The organism is Streptomyces sp. NPDC110618 (assembly GCF_055657065.1).
Window position 1 is genome coordinate 34461 of record NZ_JBVKBN010000013.1, and the last position, 15375, is coordinate 49835.

The 15375-nt window shown below is 69.8% G+C and carries 18 protein-coding genes and 1 pseudogene; 11 read left to right on the plus strand and 8 right to left on the minus strand.

The annotated features are described in order from the left end of the window. Nucleotides 1-21: 21 nt before the first annotated feature. On the minus strand, nt 22-579 hold the full coding sequence (locus tag ACZ7L7_RS22300; RefSeq protein ID WP_285516775.1) for an acyl-CoA thioesterase: 558 nt from the start codon (nt 577-579) through the stop codon (nt 22-24). Between the two features lie 120 nt (nt 580-699). Here ACZ7L7_RS22300 and ACZ7L7_RS22305 point away from each other — a divergent pair, with 120 nt between their 5' ends. Further along, entirely contained in the window at nt 700-1980 is a 1281-nt protein-coding gene (locus ACZ7L7_RS22305) for an LCP family protein (RefSeq protein ID WP_285516776.1), read from the plus strand. Between the two features lie 64 nt (nt 1981-2044). On the opposite strand, the gene ACZ7L7_RS22310 is transcribed toward ACZ7L7_RS22305, so the two are convergent. Continuing rightward, on the minus strand, nt 2045-2875 hold the full coding sequence (locus ACZ7L7_RS22310; RefSeq protein WP_285516777.1) for an SAM-dependent methyltransferase: 831 nt from the start codon (nt 2873-2875) through the stop codon (nt 2045-2047). Nucleotides 2876-3357: 482 nt separating this feature from the next. Here ACZ7L7_RS22310 and ACZ7L7_RS22315 point away from each other — a divergent pair, with 482 nt between their 5' ends. The 6 genes from ACZ7L7_RS22315 to ACZ7L7_RS22340 all read left to right on the plus strand — a co-directional run bounded on the left by ACZ7L7_RS22315 (nt 3358) and on the right by ACZ7L7_RS22340 (nt 6500). Further along, nucleotides 3358-3549 carry a hypothetical protein gene (locus tag ACZ7L7_RS22315; RefSeq protein ID WP_093723946.1) on the plus strand — a complete coding sequence of 64 codons (192 nt, stop codon included), beginning with the start codon at nt 3358-3360 and terminating at the stop codon, nt 3547-3549. Continuing rightward, complete coding sequence (locus ACZ7L7_RS22320; protein WP_285516778.1) at nt 3533-4057, plus strand: DUF6879 family protein; 525 nt, start codon at nt 3533-3535, stop codon at nt 4055-4057. The genes ACZ7L7_RS22315 and ACZ7L7_RS22320 overlap by 17 nt, the downstream gene beginning before the upstream one ends. After that, nucleotides 4054-4884, plus strand: a complete 831-nt coding sequence (locus ACZ7L7_RS22325; RefSeq protein ID WP_472076901.1) for a helix-turn-helix domain-containing protein — start codon at nt 4054-4056, stop codon at nt 4882-4884. The genes ACZ7L7_RS22320 and ACZ7L7_RS22325 overlap by 4 nt, the downstream gene beginning before the upstream one ends. Nucleotides 4885-5419: 535 nt before the next feature. Further along, on the plus strand, nt 5420-5644 hold the full coding sequence (locus ACZ7L7_RS22330) for a DUF397 domain-containing protein (protein ID WP_453603421.1): 225 nt from the start codon (nt 5420-5422) through the stop codon (nt 5642-5644). Between the two features lie 85 nt (nt 5645-5729). Continuing rightward, nucleotides 5730-6197, plus strand: coding sequence for a hypothetical protein (locus tag ACZ7L7_RS22335; protein WP_285516678.1), 468 nt, complete (start codon nt 5730-5732; stop codon nt 6195-6197). Between the two features lie 150 nt (nt 6198-6347). Further along, nucleotides 6348-6500: a hypothetical protein gene (locus ACZ7L7_RS22340; RefSeq protein WP_351206629.1), complete on the plus strand. Its 153-nt coding sequence runs from the start codon at nt 6348-6350 to the stop codon at nt 6498-6500. Between the two features lie 197 nt (nt 6501-6697). On the opposite strand, the gene ACZ7L7_RS22345 is transcribed toward ACZ7L7_RS22340, so the two are convergent. Further along, a complete protein-coding gene (locus tag ACZ7L7_RS22345; protein WP_285516676.1) occupies nt 6698-7855 on the minus strand; it encodes an acyl-CoA dehydrogenase in 1158 nt (385 codons plus the stop codon). A gap of 225 nt (nt 7856-8080) precedes the next feature. On the opposite strand from ACZ7L7_RS22345, the gene ACZ7L7_RS22350 reads away from it, so the two are divergent. Next, nucleotides 8081-9424 carry a UDP-glucose dehydrogenase family protein gene (locus tag ACZ7L7_RS22350; RefSeq protein WP_453603425.1) on the plus strand — a complete coding sequence of 448 codons (1344 nt, stop codon included), beginning with the start codon at nt 8081-8083 and terminating at the stop codon, nt 9422-9424. A 126-nt stretch (nt 9425-9550) separates the two neighbouring features. Here ACZ7L7_RS22350 and ACZ7L7_RS22355 read toward each other — a convergent pair whose 3' ends face one another. Further along, a complete protein-coding gene (locus ACZ7L7_RS22355) occupies nt 9551-10051 on the minus strand; it encodes a CGNR zinc finger domain-containing protein (RefSeq protein WP_453603427.1) in 501 nt (166 codons plus the stop codon). Nucleotides 10052-10150: 99 nt separating this feature from the next. Between ACZ7L7_RS22355 and ACZ7L7_RS22360 the strand changes: the two genes are divergently transcribed. Together ACZ7L7_RS22360 and ACZ7L7_RS22365 are read left to right on the plus strand one after the other, a co-directional pair. Beyond that, on the plus strand, nt 10151-10510 hold the full coding sequence (locus tag ACZ7L7_RS22360; RefSeq protein ID WP_453603429.1) for a VOC family protein: 360 nt from the start codon (nt 10151-10153) through the stop codon (nt 10508-10510). A 16-nt stretch (nt 10511-10526) separates the two neighbouring features. Continuing rightward, a pseudogene (locus ACZ7L7_RS22365) lies at nt 10527-10920 on the plus strand (VOC family protein). A gap of 23 nt (nt 10921-10943) precedes the next feature. Here the strand turns inward: ACZ7L7_RS22365 and ACZ7L7_RS22370 are convergent. Together ACZ7L7_RS22370 and ACZ7L7_RS22375 are read right to left on the minus strand one after the other, a co-directional pair. Next, complete coding sequence (locus tag ACZ7L7_RS22370) at nt 10944-12068, minus strand: dipeptidase (protein ID WP_453603431.1); 1125 nt, start codon at nt 12066-12068, stop codon at nt 10944-10946. An 84-nt stretch (nt 12069-12152) separates the two neighbouring features. Further along, nucleotides 12153-12512, minus strand: coding sequence for a MerR family transcriptional regulator (locus tag ACZ7L7_RS22375; protein WP_285516670.1), 360 nt, complete (start codon nt 12510-12512; stop codon nt 12153-12155). Nucleotides 12513-12586: 74 nt separating this feature from the next. On the opposite strand from ACZ7L7_RS22375, the gene ACZ7L7_RS22380 reads away from it, so the two are divergent. After that, entirely contained in the window at nt 12587-13726 is a 1140-nt protein-coding gene (locus tag ACZ7L7_RS22380) for an alkene reductase (protein ID WP_472076904.1), read from the plus strand. On the opposite strand, the gene ACZ7L7_RS22385 is transcribed toward ACZ7L7_RS22380, so the two are convergent. Together ACZ7L7_RS22385 and purE are read right to left on the minus strand one after the other, a co-directional pair. After that, nucleotides 13663-14868: a dipeptidase gene (locus ACZ7L7_RS22385; RefSeq protein ID WP_471592400.1), complete on the minus strand. Its 1206-nt coding sequence runs from the start codon at nt 14866-14868 to the stop codon at nt 13663-13665. The two genes, ACZ7L7_RS22380 and ACZ7L7_RS22385, sit on opposite strands and share 64 nt — an antisense overlap. Next, nucleotides 14865-15362: a 5-(carboxyamino)imidazole ribonucleotide mutase gene (purE, locus tag ACZ7L7_RS22390; protein ID WP_352230240.1), complete on the minus strand. Its 498-nt coding sequence runs from the start codon at nt 15360-15362 to the stop codon at nt 14865-14867. The genes ACZ7L7_RS22385 and purE overlap by 4 nt, the downstream gene beginning before the upstream one ends. Nucleotides 15363-15375: the final 13 nt, after the last annotated feature.

A 15375-nucleotide genomic window follows, 5' to 3' on the forward strand; every position in this document is an offset into this window, starting at 1 on the left:
CGGGCAGCCGGTGCCGGGAGGTCAGTCCTCGATGCCCTCCGCCGCGCGCTTCTCGCGGAGTTCCTTGATGGCCCGGCGGCGGGCCAGGCGGTGCGTGCGGCGGATCTGGGCCTCCTGGTAGCGGCGCTTGTCCCGCTCCGTCTCGGGGAGGACGGGGGGCACCACGCGGGGCTTGCCGTCGGCGTCGACCGCGGCGAAGACCAGGTAGGCCGAGCCGACCTGGCTGGGCGGGGTGGACTCGTTCCAGCGCTCCGCCAGGACGCGGACGCCGACCTCCATGGAGGTCCGGCCGGTCCAGTTGACCTGTGCCTTCACGTGGACCAGGTCACCGACGCGGACCGGCTCCAGGAACACCATCTCGTCCATGGACGCCGTGACCGCCGGCCCCCCGCTGTGCCGGCCGGCCACCGCGCCCGCGGCGTCGTCGACCAGCTTCATGATCACGCCGCCGTGCACCGTACCGAGGAGGTTGGTGTCGTTGTGGGTCATGATGTGGCTCAGCGTGGTGCGGGACGCGGACGTCGGCTTGCCCGGGATGTCCGAAGTAGCCGTTTCCGCAGTGGGGACCTGGTGCGTCATGGCGTCCACCTTATGCCGAGGGGACGAACCGGGGACTTTGTGTTGAGTTCGCAACAGCCGTGCCCCTATTTTCCGTCGACCCTTGTAAGACACACAGCGCTTGCCTGCACACTGGGGCGCATGAACAACTGGCCCCAGGGATGGTCCGACGACAACCGCGGTGGCGGCGGCTACGGACACGGCAGCGCTAGTGCCCAGCCGGAGAGCGCACGTGTCATGCGCCAGGTCCGCCGCGGTCCGGCGGCACCGCAGGGCGGTGGCCCGGCGGCACCGCCGTACGGCGTGCCGTCCCAGCCGTCGTACGTCGACGGCCAGGGTCACGACGGCTACGACAGCGGCTACAACACCGGGGAGGTCTACGGCTCTCCCCCCGGCGGCGGCCAGGGGCACGGCGGCGACGGCGGCGGGGCGCGGCCCGCGCCGGACTGGCGGCGCCGGATCAAGTGGACCGCCATCACCACCGTCACGGTGCTCGTGGTCACCACCGTCGCCACCTACTTCTGGGCCGACTCCAAGCTCAACCGCGAGGTCGACCTGTCCAAGGTCATCGAGCGGCCGGAGGCGGGCGAGGGCACGAACTACCTGATCGTCGGCTCCGACAGCCGTGAGGGCATGTCCGCCGAGGACAAGAAGAAGCTGCACACCGGGTCCGCCGAGGGCAAGCGCACGGACTCGATGATGATCCTGCACACCGGCGACAACGGCCCGACGCTGATCTCGCTGCCGCGCGACTCCGACGTGGAGATCCCCACCTTCGTGGGCTCGGAGTCCGGCAAGACCTACCCGGGCACCGGCCGGCGCGTGAAGCTGAACGCCGCCTACGCCGAGGACGGCCCCGAGCTGCTGGTGCGGACGGTGGAGCACAACACCGGGCTGCACATCGACCACTACGTCGAGATCGGCTTCGCGGGCTTCGCCAACATCGTGGACGCGGTCGGCGGCGTCGAGATCGAGATCCCCAAGGGCGGCATCAAGGACTCCAAGTCCGGCGCCGACCTGAAGGAGGGCAAGCAGACCCTGAACGGCGAGGAGGCGCTCGCCTTCGTCCGTACCCGCTACGCGCTCGCCGGGTCCGACCTGGACCGTACGAAGAACCAGCAGAAGTTCCTGGCGGCCCTGGCCGGCCAGACGGCCACGCCGGGCACCCTGCTGAACCCCTTCAAGCTGTACCCGACGATGAGCGCCGGCCTGGACACGCTCATCGTGGACAAGGACATGGGCCTGTTCGACCTGGCCTCGATGTTCTGGGCGATGAAGGGCGTCACCGGCGGCGACGGCACGTCGATGAACATGCCGATCTCGGGCTCCCGGGGCGGCAACCTGGTCTGGGACCAGGCGAAGGTGAAGCAGCTCGTGCAGCAGCTCAACAACGACGAGAAGGTCACGGTCAAGGGCAACTGAGCCAACGGGGACCACACAGATCCGCCGGGCCTCCCAGGGGCCCGGCGGATTTCTGTTGCCGCGCTCAGGCCTTGCGGCCCACACCCCCGAAGTGGGTGACCTCGACGATCTCGGCATCCGGGGTCTGCGGGCGCCAGCGGGAGCAGGACACGATGCCGGGCTCCAGCAGCTCCACGCCCTCGAAGAGGCGGACCAGGTCGTCGCGGCTGCGCAGGGTCATGGGGGCCGAGCCCTGGCTGTTCCAGTACTCCACCGCCGACTTCATCGCCTCGCCGTCGACCTCGGTGGTGGGGTGCGAGATGACCAGGTACGAGCCCGAGGGCACGGCGTCCAGGAGGCGGCGCACGATGGCGACGGCCTCGTCGGTGTCCAGCACGAAGTTGATGATGCCCAGCATGGTGATGGCGACCGGCCGGGACAGGTCCAGCGTGCGGGCGGCGCCCTCCAGGATCGTCTCCGGGTTGTGGACGTCGGCCTCGATGTAGTCGGTGGCGCCCTCCGGGGAGCTGGTCAGCAGGGCGTGCGCGTGGGTGAGGACGAGCGGGTCGTTGTCGACGTAGACGATCCGGGCGTCCGGCGCGACGCGCTGGGCGACCTCGTGGGTGTTGTCGGCGGTGGGAAGTCCGGTGCCGATGTCCAGGAACTGCCGGATCCCCGCCTCCCCGGCGAGGTGACGCACGGCGCGGGCGAGGAACTGGCGGTCGGCCACGGCGGAGCGGGGCAGGGCCGGGACGAACCCCAGGATCTGGTCGCCGACCTCCTCGTCCACCGGGTAGTGGTCCTTGCCGCCCAGCCAGTAGTTCCAGATCCGCGCCGAGTGCGAGACATCGGTGCGCAGGCGTGCGGTGCGTGCCACGCCCTCGTCGTCGGGCGCTGGCGTGGTGGAGTCGGACATGGGCGCGGTCTCCTTCGAACACGGGCGATCGGGGGTGCGCACCCAACGTAGGCACAACTCGGCCTCTTTGGCGGGAACTTGACCAAGGTCCAGCAAACGGCGAGGCCCCCGGCGGCTTTCGCGCACCGGGGGCCGTCGACTCGGGGTCCGACTTACGGCAGGTTGCGCGCCATGACGATGCGCTGGACCTGATTCGTGCCCTCGTAGACCTGCGTGCTTTACGGGCCATACGACGCTGACCTGCACGGACCCCCTTCTTGGCAGAGCGCTCCCCAGCGTTTCCCCATGATCGTCAGGAGTCTGCCCAGGTCGGCGCGGTACTGGTGGCAGCCTCCCCGACCGGTCGGAGGAGCGGCAGGCTCCGGGGAGGTTACGCGGTTTCCCGTTCCGTCAACCGTGATCGCTTGACCTGCGCGCCCTGGCCTCGGGAGCATCAACCCAGATGCGGGGTACTGGCAGCAGCGCGGGAGGGAACCCGGACCATGAAGGTCACCAAGCTGGTCAGCACGTGCGACATCACGGACTGCCCGACGATCTACGCGACGGATCGCGGCACACTCTTGGTCCAGGGGGAGACTCCGACCGATCACGGGCTTCAGATTCCCGCTCACGAAACCCTGGTCGAGATCCCGATGGAACTGATCCAGAAGGCCATCCGTGACAACCTCATCTAGGACCCTCGGGGATCTCTTCGACACGTTCCAGCGTGAGGCGTTCCGGCTGGAAATCCTCGATGACTACAGCAAGTCTGGGAACGTCGACGCCTATCACGCGTTCCTGGCCGGGGAGCCACAGCCGGACGGCTACAACGCGGGCTGGGTCGAAGAACTCCGCTCGCACACCAGAAAAGGGAAACGAGTATACCGGGTTCACATTCTGCGCCGCCCGCTCACGGACTATCTTAGGTTCGAACTCGGGTGGGGATACCAGAAGAACATGTCCGGGGGCGAGGAGTTCTTCATTCTCGACATCACCGACAGGCCGAGCCCTCTGCAGAACGTACCTGACTTCTGGCTCTTCGACTCCGAGACCGTGGCCGTAATGAACTACGACGGCGCCGGAAAGTACCTGGGCTCGGAAGTCCTGCCATCGGAACGAACGGCGGAATTCGTCGGGCACCGTGACGCGGCACTCGCCCACGCGGAGCCGTTCACTGAATGGTGGGCCAAGTACGGGGCGTGAACAGGGCACAGTTGGGGGCTGCGCTGCGGGCACTGCGTCAGGCATCCGGGAAGGAGGCCAAAGCAGTCGCCTGTGGTGCCCTCATGTCTCCGTCCAAGCTCTCCAAGATCGAGAATGCGAAGCTCGCGCCTAGCACGACGGACGTCGAGCGCATCCTGATCGCCATCGGGGTGTCCGAGGAGATCAAGGCCGAGTACACCGATGCCGCTCGGACGGCCGGCACGGAGACTACCGAGTGGCGGCTGTTGAAACGGGTTGGTGTCCACAAGGGCCAGCAGGAAGTCAAGGCTCTTGAAGCTCAGATGTCAGCGCTGCGGATGTTCCAACCGGCTCTGGTTCCGGGCCTGCTCCAGACTCCCGAGTACATTCGAGCCGTTCTGCAACGTCATAACCTAAGCGAAGACACCCTCAACCGCACTGTCAACTGCCGATTGGAACGCCAAGCAATTCTCTACGACAGCACGAAGTCGTTGCGGTTCATCATCACAGAACCCGTTCTGCGGTGGCGGCTTGTTCCGCCGTCGATGATGGCTGCCCAGCTGGACCGGATTGTTTCGATGTCACGTCTGTCTCATATCGACATCCGAGTAGTCCCGTTGAGCGTTCAGCAGAATGACGTCGCGAACCACTCGTTCGCGATCCGGGACAACCGCACGGTCACCGTCGAGACGGTCCATGCCGAAGTGCTCGTCACTGATCCCAGGGACGTAGAAATCTACGTAGAGAAATTCTACGGGTTCGAACGTGTGGCGCTGTCCGGCGACGACATGCGGGACCTCGTCGAAGGTATCCGCGACGAATTCTTGCGGGAACAGGAAACAGGCTAGAGCCGCATCCGTAGCCCGCCGAAGATGGCGCCATGGAGAGCGAAGAGAGAACTTCCGATCCTGGACCCCACACGACCGCACGGACGTGCCTGTCTGAGCCACCGCACGAGCCGTCACCCAAACCCGGCTGCGCTGACTGCCTGTCGATATCGGTAGCCCGCGAGAACGCCCGCTCCACGTTCGACTACAGCGCCGTATCCGACGCCAACGTACGGATGCGCCAGCACCACGCAGAGGCGCACGCGTCATGAGAAAGGGAGCGGACTCAAGGCTCCTCGCCGATCGCCCCCTGATGACCATGCGGGTCTCTCGCGATTCAGGGCAGACCTGGGGGCCGGAGCAAGCCGTGGCCACGACGGACGATCTTCCGCCGCTGCTCACAAGCGCTTGGCCGCCATGCGAGTGCTGGCGCTGCACGGAACGCGGCCAAGGTTCCGGACGCTGAAGTCTCTCCTTCTCGTCCCTTGAACTCCCGCCCGGGATGGGCGGCGGCGGTCAGCCATGGCCGCGATTAGTTGAGCAGGAAGGTGCAGTAGTGCTGAACGGAACCGACCTGTACGGGTTCGACATCGACGGGGCCTCGTTCGTGAAGGCGTGCGGCGGCCCCTGTACCGAGGGGTGCGTGACCCTGGCCCGGATCGGTGAGAACGCCTGGGCCCTGGGCGACAGCAAGCGGCCAGACGCACAGCCGCTCCGCTTCACCACGGAGGAATTGGACGCGGCCGGGATCGACCCGGCGCGGTTCGGCCTCAACGTCTGATCCTCCCTCTCCGTCAGCCGGGCCGGGTCCATCCCCCGTCCCTGGGCCCGTGCCCGGCTGGCACGTCTCGAAACGGGAACGACTCGTGCACCACCACGGCTATCTATGGACCGGCCCCAAAGAGCGCTTCGACAATGAGGCCCTACGGCGACCCCCGCATCCTGAGCCGCCCCCGGCTGGAGGTAAGCCGGAACTGATCCAGCGTTACCGGGAGGTGGCGGCGGAGTTCCCAACCGTTGACCTGCCACCGCTGGAAACGGCGTACTGGCTCATCAAGCCGCGCTCCTTGATTCGGGGCACCTGGGATGAGGCCAAGGATGCGGCGTCATGGCTCGGGGAGCAGTTGGCCGAGTACGCGCACCGGTTCGCCGCCGAGAGGGACCGCGACACCACCCGTCTGTCCATGCTGGTCAACTCCGTTGCTGAGCGGCTGGGCTCGGGGGCTGATGTGTCGTTCGGCTTCTACCTCGAACGCCCCTCGTACCTGTCTCTGGCTGTGGTGACGTGTTCCCCGAATCGCTCGAAGCCTGAACTGGCGTGTCCTGCCCAGTAATCTAAGCAACAAAGAAGCCCCGGCCAGTGGCCGGGGCTGTTCCTTTGGTTGGTTAGAGCAGGGACGAAGGCGAGCCAGGGCGTACCGTCCCCCTCACTCCGGCACTACTACGGGTCGTGGCTGTTGTACGCCGGAGTCCCGGAGAACGACGTGGCTGACTGGATGGGCCACAGCAGCACGGACGTGCTGAGGGAGCACTACCACTACATCTTCGAAGGGGCTGAGCAGCGCGGCAGGGCCGCCATCGCGACGATGCTGACGCCCGGCGCGGACGACCCCACGGAGGCGTCAGAGGTTGCCTGATCCACGTACGACAACAGCCCCCGGCATCACGCCGGGGGCTGTGTTGTTTGTGCTGGTCAGTGGCCCTTTTGAGCCTGCCAGTCGCCCAGGATTCCCCCAGCATGACGCCCATGAACGCCCCCGATCGGGGCCCAACGGGCGGGAAGCCGAGAGCCTTCCTCGGGGCCGTAAAGATAGCCCTGACCTGCAAAACGCAGCTAGGGAAGGTTCCTAGCCATCACGATCCGCTGAACCTGATTCGTGCCTTCGTAAATCTGCGTAATCTTCGCGTCGCGCATCATGCGCTCCACCGGGTAGTCGCGGGTGTAGCCGTAGCCGCCGAGCAGCTGGACGGCGTCCGTCGTGACCTCCATCGCCACGTCCGACGCGAAGCACTTGGCGGCGGCGCCGAGGTAGGTGAGGTCGGCGTCGCCGCGCTCGGAGGCGGCGGCGGCCTGGTAGGTCAGGGCGCGGGCGGCCGAGATCTTCATGGCCATGTCGGCGAGCATGAACTGGATGCCCTGGAAGTCGGCGATCGGCTTGCCGAACTGCTTGCGCTCCTGGACGTAGCCCTTGGCGTAGTCGAGGGCGCCCTGGGCGATGCCGAGGGCCTGGGCCGCGATGGTGATGCGGGTGTGGTCCAGGGTCTTCATCGCGGTCGCGAAGCCGGTGCCCTCCTCGCCGATCATGCGGTCGGCAGGGATGCGGACGTTGTCGAGGTAGACCTCGCGGGTCGGGGAGCCCTTGATGCCGAGCTTCTTCTCCGGGGCGCCGAAAGAGACGCCCTCGTCGCCCTTCTCGACCACGAAGGCGGAGATGCCCTTGGAACGCTTCGACGGGTCGGTCACGGCCATCACCGTGTAGAACTCGCTGACGCCCGCGTTGGTGATCCAGCGCTTGACGCCGTTGAGGACCCAGTGGTCGCCGTCGCGCACGGCCTTGGTCTTCATGCCGGCCGCGTCCGAGCCCGCGTCCGGCTCGGAGAGGCAGTACGAGAACATGCCCTCGCCCTTGGCGAGCGGGCCCATGTACTTCTTCTTCAGGTCCTCGGAGCCGGAGAGGATGACCGGCAGCGAGCCGAGCTTGTTCACCGCGGGGATCAGGGAGGAGGACGCGCAGACGCGGGCCACCTCCTCGATCACGATGACCGTGGCGAGCGCGTCGGCGCCGGCGCCGCCGTACTCCTCGGGGACGTGCACGGCGTGCAGGTCGTTGGCCACCAGGGCGTCGTGGGCCTCCTGCGGGAAACGCGCCTCCTCGTCCACCGCGGCGGCGTGCGGCGCGATCTTCGCCTCGGCCAGGGAGCGGACGGCGTCGCGGAGCATGTCGTGCTCCTCGGACGGGCGGTACAGGTCGAAGTCAGCCGATCCGGCCAAGGTCTCTCACGCTCCAAAGACGCTGTGATGCTGGCGCTAATTACCGTTAAGTAACTCAAATTTTAAAGGGCCGCTCACATTCGTGATACGTGAGCTTGGCGACAGCACAAAAGTGCCCGGTGAAGGGCGCTGCCGAGCCCCGACTATGCTCGGGCGGGCACCGCCGCCGCACCACCGCTGTACCGCTTGCCGTACCACTTGCTGTACCACTCAAGGGAGTCCCCCATGGCCCTCAAGATCACCGTGATCGGCACCGGCTATCTCGGCGCCACGCACGCCGCGGCCATGGCCGAGCTCGGTTTCGAGGTCCTGGCGCTCGACGTGGTGCCCGAGAAGATCGAGATGCTGCGGCGCGGTGAGGTCCCGATGTACGAGCCGGGCCTCGACGAGCTGCTGCGCAAGCACGTGGCCGGGTTCGAGGGCTCCAGCGGGCGGCTGCGGTTCACCATGGACTGGGCCGAGATCGGCGCCTTCGGCGATGTGCACTTCGTGTGCGTGAACACTCCGCAGCGGCACGGCGAGTACGCCTGCGACATGAGCTACGTCGACTCCGCCTTCGCCTCGCTCGCCCCGCATCTGGAGCAGGCCGCGCTGGTGGTCGGCAAGTCGACGGTGCCGGTCGGCTCCGCGGACCGGCTCGCCGCGTACCTGGCTGAGCACGCGCCGGCCGGGGCGGACGCGGAGCTGGCCTGGAACCCCGAGTTCCTGCGCGAGGGCTTCGCCGTGAACGACACCCTGCACCCCGACCGGATCGTGGTCGGCGTACGCAGTGAGCGGGCCGAGAAGCTGCTGCGCGAGGTGTACGCGACGCCGATCGCGGAGGGCTCGCCCTTCGTGGTCACCGACTTCCCGACCGCGGAGCTGGTGAAGACCTCGGCGAACTCCTTCCTCGCCACGAAGATCTCCTTCATCAACGCGATGGCCGAGGTCTGCGAGGCCGCGGGCGGCGATGTCGCCAAGCTCGCCGAGGCCATCGGCTACGACGACCGGATCGGCGCGAAGTTCCTGCGGGCCGGGATCGGCTTCGGCGGCGGCTGTCTGCCCAAGGACATCCGGGCGTTCATGGCCCGCGCCGGTGAGCTGGGCGCGGACCAGGCGCTGACCTTCCTGCGCGAGATCGACTCGATCAACATGCGCCAGCGCGGCCAGATGGTGGAGCTGACCCGGCAGGCGCTGGGCGGCGGGCCGTTCCTCGGCAAGCGGGTCGCGGTGCTGGGCGCCACCTTCAAGCCGGACTCGGACGACGTCCGTGACTCGCCCGCGCTGAACGTGGCGGGCCAGATCCACCTCCAGGGCGGCCAGGTCACGGTCTACGACCCCAAGGGCATGGACAACGCCCGCCGCATCTTCCCGACGCTCGGCTACGCCGACTCCGCGGTGGAGGCGGTGCGCGGCGCGGATGTCGTCCTGCACCTGACGGAGTGGCGCGAGTTCCGGGAGCTGGACCCGGCCGGGCTGGGCGAGGTCGCGGCGACCCGGCTGATCCTGGACGGCCGCAACGCCCTGGACCCGGCCGTGTGGCGGGCGGCGGGCTGGACGTACCGGGCGATGGGGCGTCCCACGGCGTAGCGGCACCGGCGTGAAAGGCGACGCCGCTTCGGCCGAGGCTCAGTCGGCCGAAACGGCGTCTTACCGCATTCTGCCGTACATCGCTGTGTGGTGGCCCTGGAGTCCCCAAGCGCCCCGTTCGTCCCGTTATTTGGCGCGGTACCGGCGCATCTTCGCCCGCGCCCCGCACACCTGCATGGAGCACCAGCGGCCCCGTCCGGCGGGGCTGCGGTCGTAGTACGCCCAGTGGCAGTCGGCCGCCTCGCACGCTTTGAGCCGGGTCCAGGTGCCCGCGACCAGTGACTCGGCGACCGCCGCGGCGATCCGGGAGGTCAGCGGGCGGGGGTCGGCGGCGGTGAGGGCCGCCGAGCCGTCGGCGGGGTCGACGGCCAGCCGCAGCGGGGCCGCGGCGAGCAGGTCGGTCAGCGGGGTCACCGCGCGGTGCGGGGGGTGCCCGGCGTGGGCCAGGAGCGCGGCGCGCAGGGACTCGCGCAGCTCCTTCGCGGCCGGCACCTCGTCCTCGCGCAGACCCAGGCCCGCCCGGCCCTCGGGCGTGTCCAGCGCGTCGGCGCCCGATTCCAGGTCCAGCGTGTTGACCAGGGACTCGACGAGTTCCAGCCCTCCGGGGGCGGGCGAGCGCGCATTCATGGTTGCGACGTTACCTCCAATGCGGGAGCATGCAGTAACGGCGTTACCGGATGCCCGCATCTGCCGGTAACGCGCCATCCCGAGTACGCGGAGGAAGTCATGGCTCTCGCCACCCTGGACGTCGTCGTCCTGGACTGTCCCGACCCGCACGCCCTCGCCGAGTTCTACGCAGGTGTCCTCGGCGGCACGATCAACGACCAGGGGGAGTGGGTGGAGCTCAAGCTGGCCGACGGCAAGCAGCTCGCCTTCCAGGAGGCGCCCAGGTTCGTACCGCCGAAGTGGCCCTCGGCCGAGCACTCCCAGCAGTTCCACCTCGACCTCCAGGTGGACGACCTGGACACGGCCGAGAAGGGTGTCCTGGACCTGGGCGCCAAGCCGCTGGACACGGAGGACCGCACCCGCACGTTCCGGGTGTACGCGGACCCGGCGGGCCACCCGTTCTGCCTCTGCGCGGGCTGAGCCGGACGGGGCCGCCGTGGCTGTCGCCCGTTTCCGTTCCGTCGTGATCGACTGCCCCGATCCGCTCGCCCTCGCCGAGTTCTACGCGGCCGTCCTGGGCGGCACGCCTCAGGTGCAGGCGGAGGACTGGGTGGTCCTGCGGGCGCCGGGCGTCCCCCGGCTCGCCTTCAACCGCGAGCCCGGCTTCCGGCCCCCGGCCTGGCCCCGCGAGGGCGGCGACGCCCAGCAGTTCCACCTCGACCTCGACGCCGGGCCCACCTGGGCGGAGGTGGACGCCGCCGAACGCAGGGTCCTGGCACTGGGCGCCCGCCCGCTGCGCCGGGAACAGGGCCCGGAGGGACTTCCGGGTCTACGCGGACCCGGCGGGCCACCCGTTCTGCCTGTGCCGGATCCCCGTGGACGCACCCTAGGGCGGGGGGCGCGCGGAGCCGCCCTAAGCGTCCAGTTCCGCGATCCGTGCCGTCGACGGCTCCCTGCGTTGCTGGGTCGCCTTCGCCGTGAAGTCCGCCGTGCGCAGGACCCGTTGGGCGTTGCCCCAGGTGAGGAGGGCGAGGTCGGATTCGGACCAGCCCCGGTGGAGGAGTTCGGCGATGAGGCGGGGGTAGCCGGAGGCGTCGGGGAGGTCCTGGGGGTGGGCGGCGCCGCAGTCGTAGGTGCCGGACAGGCCCACAGCGGCGGGGCCGGCGACGGCGCGGACGTGGTCGAGGTGGTCGGCGACGTCACGGACCGTCGGCCCGGTCTGCTCGGCGGTCAGCGGCACCATGCACAGGCCGCCGGCCGCGCCCAGCCCGGCGAGCAGGTCGTCGGGCAGGTTGGCGGGGTGGGGGCGCAGCGCGCGGGCGGCGGAGCGGGTGCACAGCACCGGTGCCTTGGAGGCGGCCAGCGCGCGGGCGACGGTCTGGTCGGAGGCGCCGGAGAGGTCGACGAGCACACCGAGCCGGTTCATCTCGCGGACCACCTCCTCCCCGAACCGGGTCAGCCCCGCCTCGCTCGCCCAGGAGGTCCCGGCCAGCGTGAGGATGCGCAGGCCCAGGCCGTGCAGGACGCGCAGGATGCCGAGCGAGTCGTCCAGCGCGGCGGCCGTGGCGGGGCCCAGCACCACGGCCGTGCGTCCGCAGTTGCGGGCGTCGAGGACCTGGCCGGCGGTGCGCGCGAGCCGCAGCCCCTCGGGGTGGGCGGCGATCACCGCGCGGACCAGGTCGAGCTGTTCGAGGGTGGCGGCGACGGCCCGGTCGGCGGCCAGCCCCTCGGGCAGATGCAGCGAGCAGAACAGGGCCCCGACATGGCCCCGCCGCAGCCTCGGCACATCGGTGTCGACGGCGCTCTCGCCCAGTTCCAGGTCGTACCAGGGCAGATGGCGCAGCGCCCAGGGCAGTCCGCTGTAGCCGTCGGCGACGGGGTGCGCGGCGAGCAGGGCGTGCGCGCGCTCCAGCGGGCCGCTCTCCACCGGCGCGGGCACGGGCGGTCCGGCCGCGGGCAGGTCGGCGCCCTCCACCAGTACGGCCTCGAAGGGCTCGGCGAGCGGCAGTTCGTCCAGTTCGTCGTGGAGGTCGGCCATGGCGGTCTCCGTACGTCGTGAGTACGGTCACCGTCGCACGGAGCGCCGGGGTTCTTCCTGGTGGGCGCGGCGTTCGGGGGTACGTCACCCGTCCCGGGCGGTCCGGATCACCTCGTCCAGGGTGTCCCGCGAGCGGATCAGATCGGCGATCTGCCGGTCGATGCGGTCCCGCTCCACGGTGAGGTCGGCGACCAGCCGGGGCGTGGCGGTCGCGGAGGGCCCGCCGTCCTCGTCACGCATACAGGGCAGGAGCTGCCGGATACGGTCGCTGTGCAGCCCGGCCGCGTACAGCTCCTGGATGCGGATCACCCGGTCCACTGCGGCTTCCGGGTACTCGCGGTGCCCGCCGGGGGTGCGGTCGCTGCGCAGCAGCCCCTGGGCCTCGTAGTAGCGCAGGGAGCGCACGCTCACGCCGGTGCGCCGGGCCAGTTCACCGATCCGCACGTCCGCCTCCGCTTCCGTCGTGGACCGTCGTCGGGCTTGAATCTGACATTGATGTCAGCTTCTACGGTACGGCCATGACGCGGACAGACCTCTTCGCACCGGCCGTTCTCGGCCACCTGGACCTCCCCCACCACCTGGTCATGGCCCCGCTCACCCGGAACCGGGCGGAGTCCGACGGCACGCCCACCGAGCTGATGGCCGAGTACTACGCACAGCGCGCCTCGGCCGGGCTGATCATCGCCGAGGCGTCGACGCCGAACGCGGTCGGGCAGACGTACCCGAACATCACCGCGATCCACACGCCCCGGCACGTGGACGGCTGGCGGCGGGTGACGGACGCCGTGCGCGCGGCGGGCGGGCGGATGTTCCTGCAGCTCCAGCACGGCGGCCGGGTCGGGCATCCGGCGACCAGCGGGCTCGCCCCGGTCGCACCCTCCCCGGTGGCCCTGCCCGAGACGATCTTCACCCCGGGCGGACACCAACCATCCGTCGTCCCGAGGCAGTTGACGGTCGCTCACATAGCGGGCACCGTCGCCGACTTCGCCTCCGCCGCCCGCAACGCCATCGACGCCGGTTTCGAGGGCGTCGAGGTGCACTCCGCCAACGGCCATCTGCTGCACCAGTTCCTGTCCCGCAACACCAACCTGCGCACCGACCGCTACGGCGGCACCGTCGAGAACCGCGTCCGGTTCGCCGCCGAGGTCACCGAGGCGGTGGCCGCGGAGATCGGCGCCGGGCGGACCGGACTGCGGATCTCCCCCGGCAACACGGTCAACGGCATCGACGAGGGAGAGACCGAGGAGCTGTACCCGGCGCTGCTGGAGCGGGTACGGGGGCTGGGCCTGGCGTATCTGCACATCGGGTACGCCGACCCGGACACCCGTCTCTTCAAGGAGCTGCGCGCCGCGTGGCCCGGCGCGCTGATCGGCAACCCGGTGCTCACCGCGCTGACCGCGGGCGCGGTACGGGAGAAGGCCGAGCGGATGCTGGCGGGCGGGGCGGATCTGGTCGCCCTGGGGCGGCCGTTCCTCGCCAACCCGGACCTGGTGGAGCGGCTGCGCCGGGGCGCGCCGCTCAACCCGGTGCGGGAGCGGTACTTCATGTACACGGGCGGGGCGGCCGGATACACCGACTACCCCGCCCTGCCGGATCAGGCGCCGGACGGGCCGTCCAGCGACTCGATCGTCGCGTTCGACGGGCCGCGCACCGACTGAAGGTGCCGGGCCACGTCCTCCGCCGCGCCCAGCACCCGTACGGCGTTCTGCCAGGTCAGCTTGGCGAGGTCGGCGCGGGACCAGCCGCGGTCGAGCAGTTCGGCGGTCAGGCGCGGGTAGCCGGAGACGTCGTTCAGGCCCTCCGGGGTGAACGCGGTGCCGTCGTAGTCGCCGCCGATGCCGAGGTGGTCGATGCCGGCCACCTCGCGCATGTGGTCCAGGTGGTCGGCGACCGTGGACACCGTGGCGACGGGGCGCGGGTGGGCCTCCTCGAAGGCGCGGTGCACCTTCATCGCCTCGGGGGTGGTGGCGAGGTGGTGGAAGCCGTGGGCGCGCATGTTGTCGTCGGCGGCGGCCGTCCAGTCGACGGCGGCCTGGAGGACGAACTTCGGCACGAACGTCACCATCGCGATGCCGCCGTTGGCGGGCAGCCGCTCCAGGACGTCGTCGGGGATGTTGCGCGGGTGGTCGCAGACGGCGCGGGAGGACGAGTGCGAGAAGATCACCGGCGCGGTGGAGGTGTCCAGCGCGTCCCGCATGGTCGTCGCCGCCACATGGGAGAGGTCGACGAGCATGCCGAGCCGGTTCATCTCCCTCACGACCTCGCGGCCGAACGCGGTGAGCCCGCCCGCCTTCGGCTCGTCGGTCGCGGAGTCCGCCCAGTCGACGTTGTCGTTGTGGGTGAGCGTCAGGTACCGGACGCCGAGCGCGTACAGGCCGCGCAGGGTGCCGAGGGAGTTGGCTATGGAATGCCCGCCCTCCGCGCCCATCAGCGAGGCGATACGGCCCTCCCGGCGCGCCTCCTCGACGTCGGCGGCGGTCAGCGCGGCGCGCAGGTCGGCCGGGTAGCGGTCGATCAACTGCCGTACGCAGTCGATCTGTTCCAGCGTCGCGGGGACCGGGTCGGGCAGGTCCGAGCGGACGTACACCGACCAGTACTGGGCGCCGACCCCGCCCGCGCGCAGGCGGGCCAGGTCGGTGTGCAGGTGGGCGGACTGGTCGGCGGCGATGTCACGCGCGTCGAGGTCGTAGCGGACCTGTTCGCGCAGCGCCCAGGGCAGGTCGTTGTGCCCGTCGACCACGGGGAACTCGCGCAGCAGCTCCCGGGCCTGCTCCGCCGACGCGGAGTGGGGGGCCGTCATTTGCCGAAGCCGAAGCCGTTGGACCCCTCGACCTTGGTGCGCAGCCTTCTGCCCTTCTCGGTGGCCTGGTCGTTGAGCTCCTGCTGGAACTCCCGCATCCGGCCGAGGAGTTCCTCGTCGTGCGCGGCGAGCATCCGCACCGCGAGCAGTCCGGCGTTGCGGGCGCCGGCGACCGAGACGGTGGCGACCGGGACACCGGCCGGCATCTGCACGATGGAGAGCAGGCTGTCCATGCCGTCGAGGTACTTCAGCGGCACCGGCACGCCGATGACCGGGAGCGGGGTGACGGAGGCGAGCATGCCGGGCAGGTGGGCGGCGCCGCCCGCGCCCGCGATGATCACCTTCAGTCCGCGCTCGGCGGCCTGCTCGCCGTAGGTGATCATCTCGCGCGGCATGCGGTGCGCGGAGACGACGTCGACCTCGTAGTCGATCTCGAACTCGTCCAGCGCCTGGGCGGCGGCCTCCATGACCGGCCAGTCGCTGTCCGACCCCATGACGATGCCTACA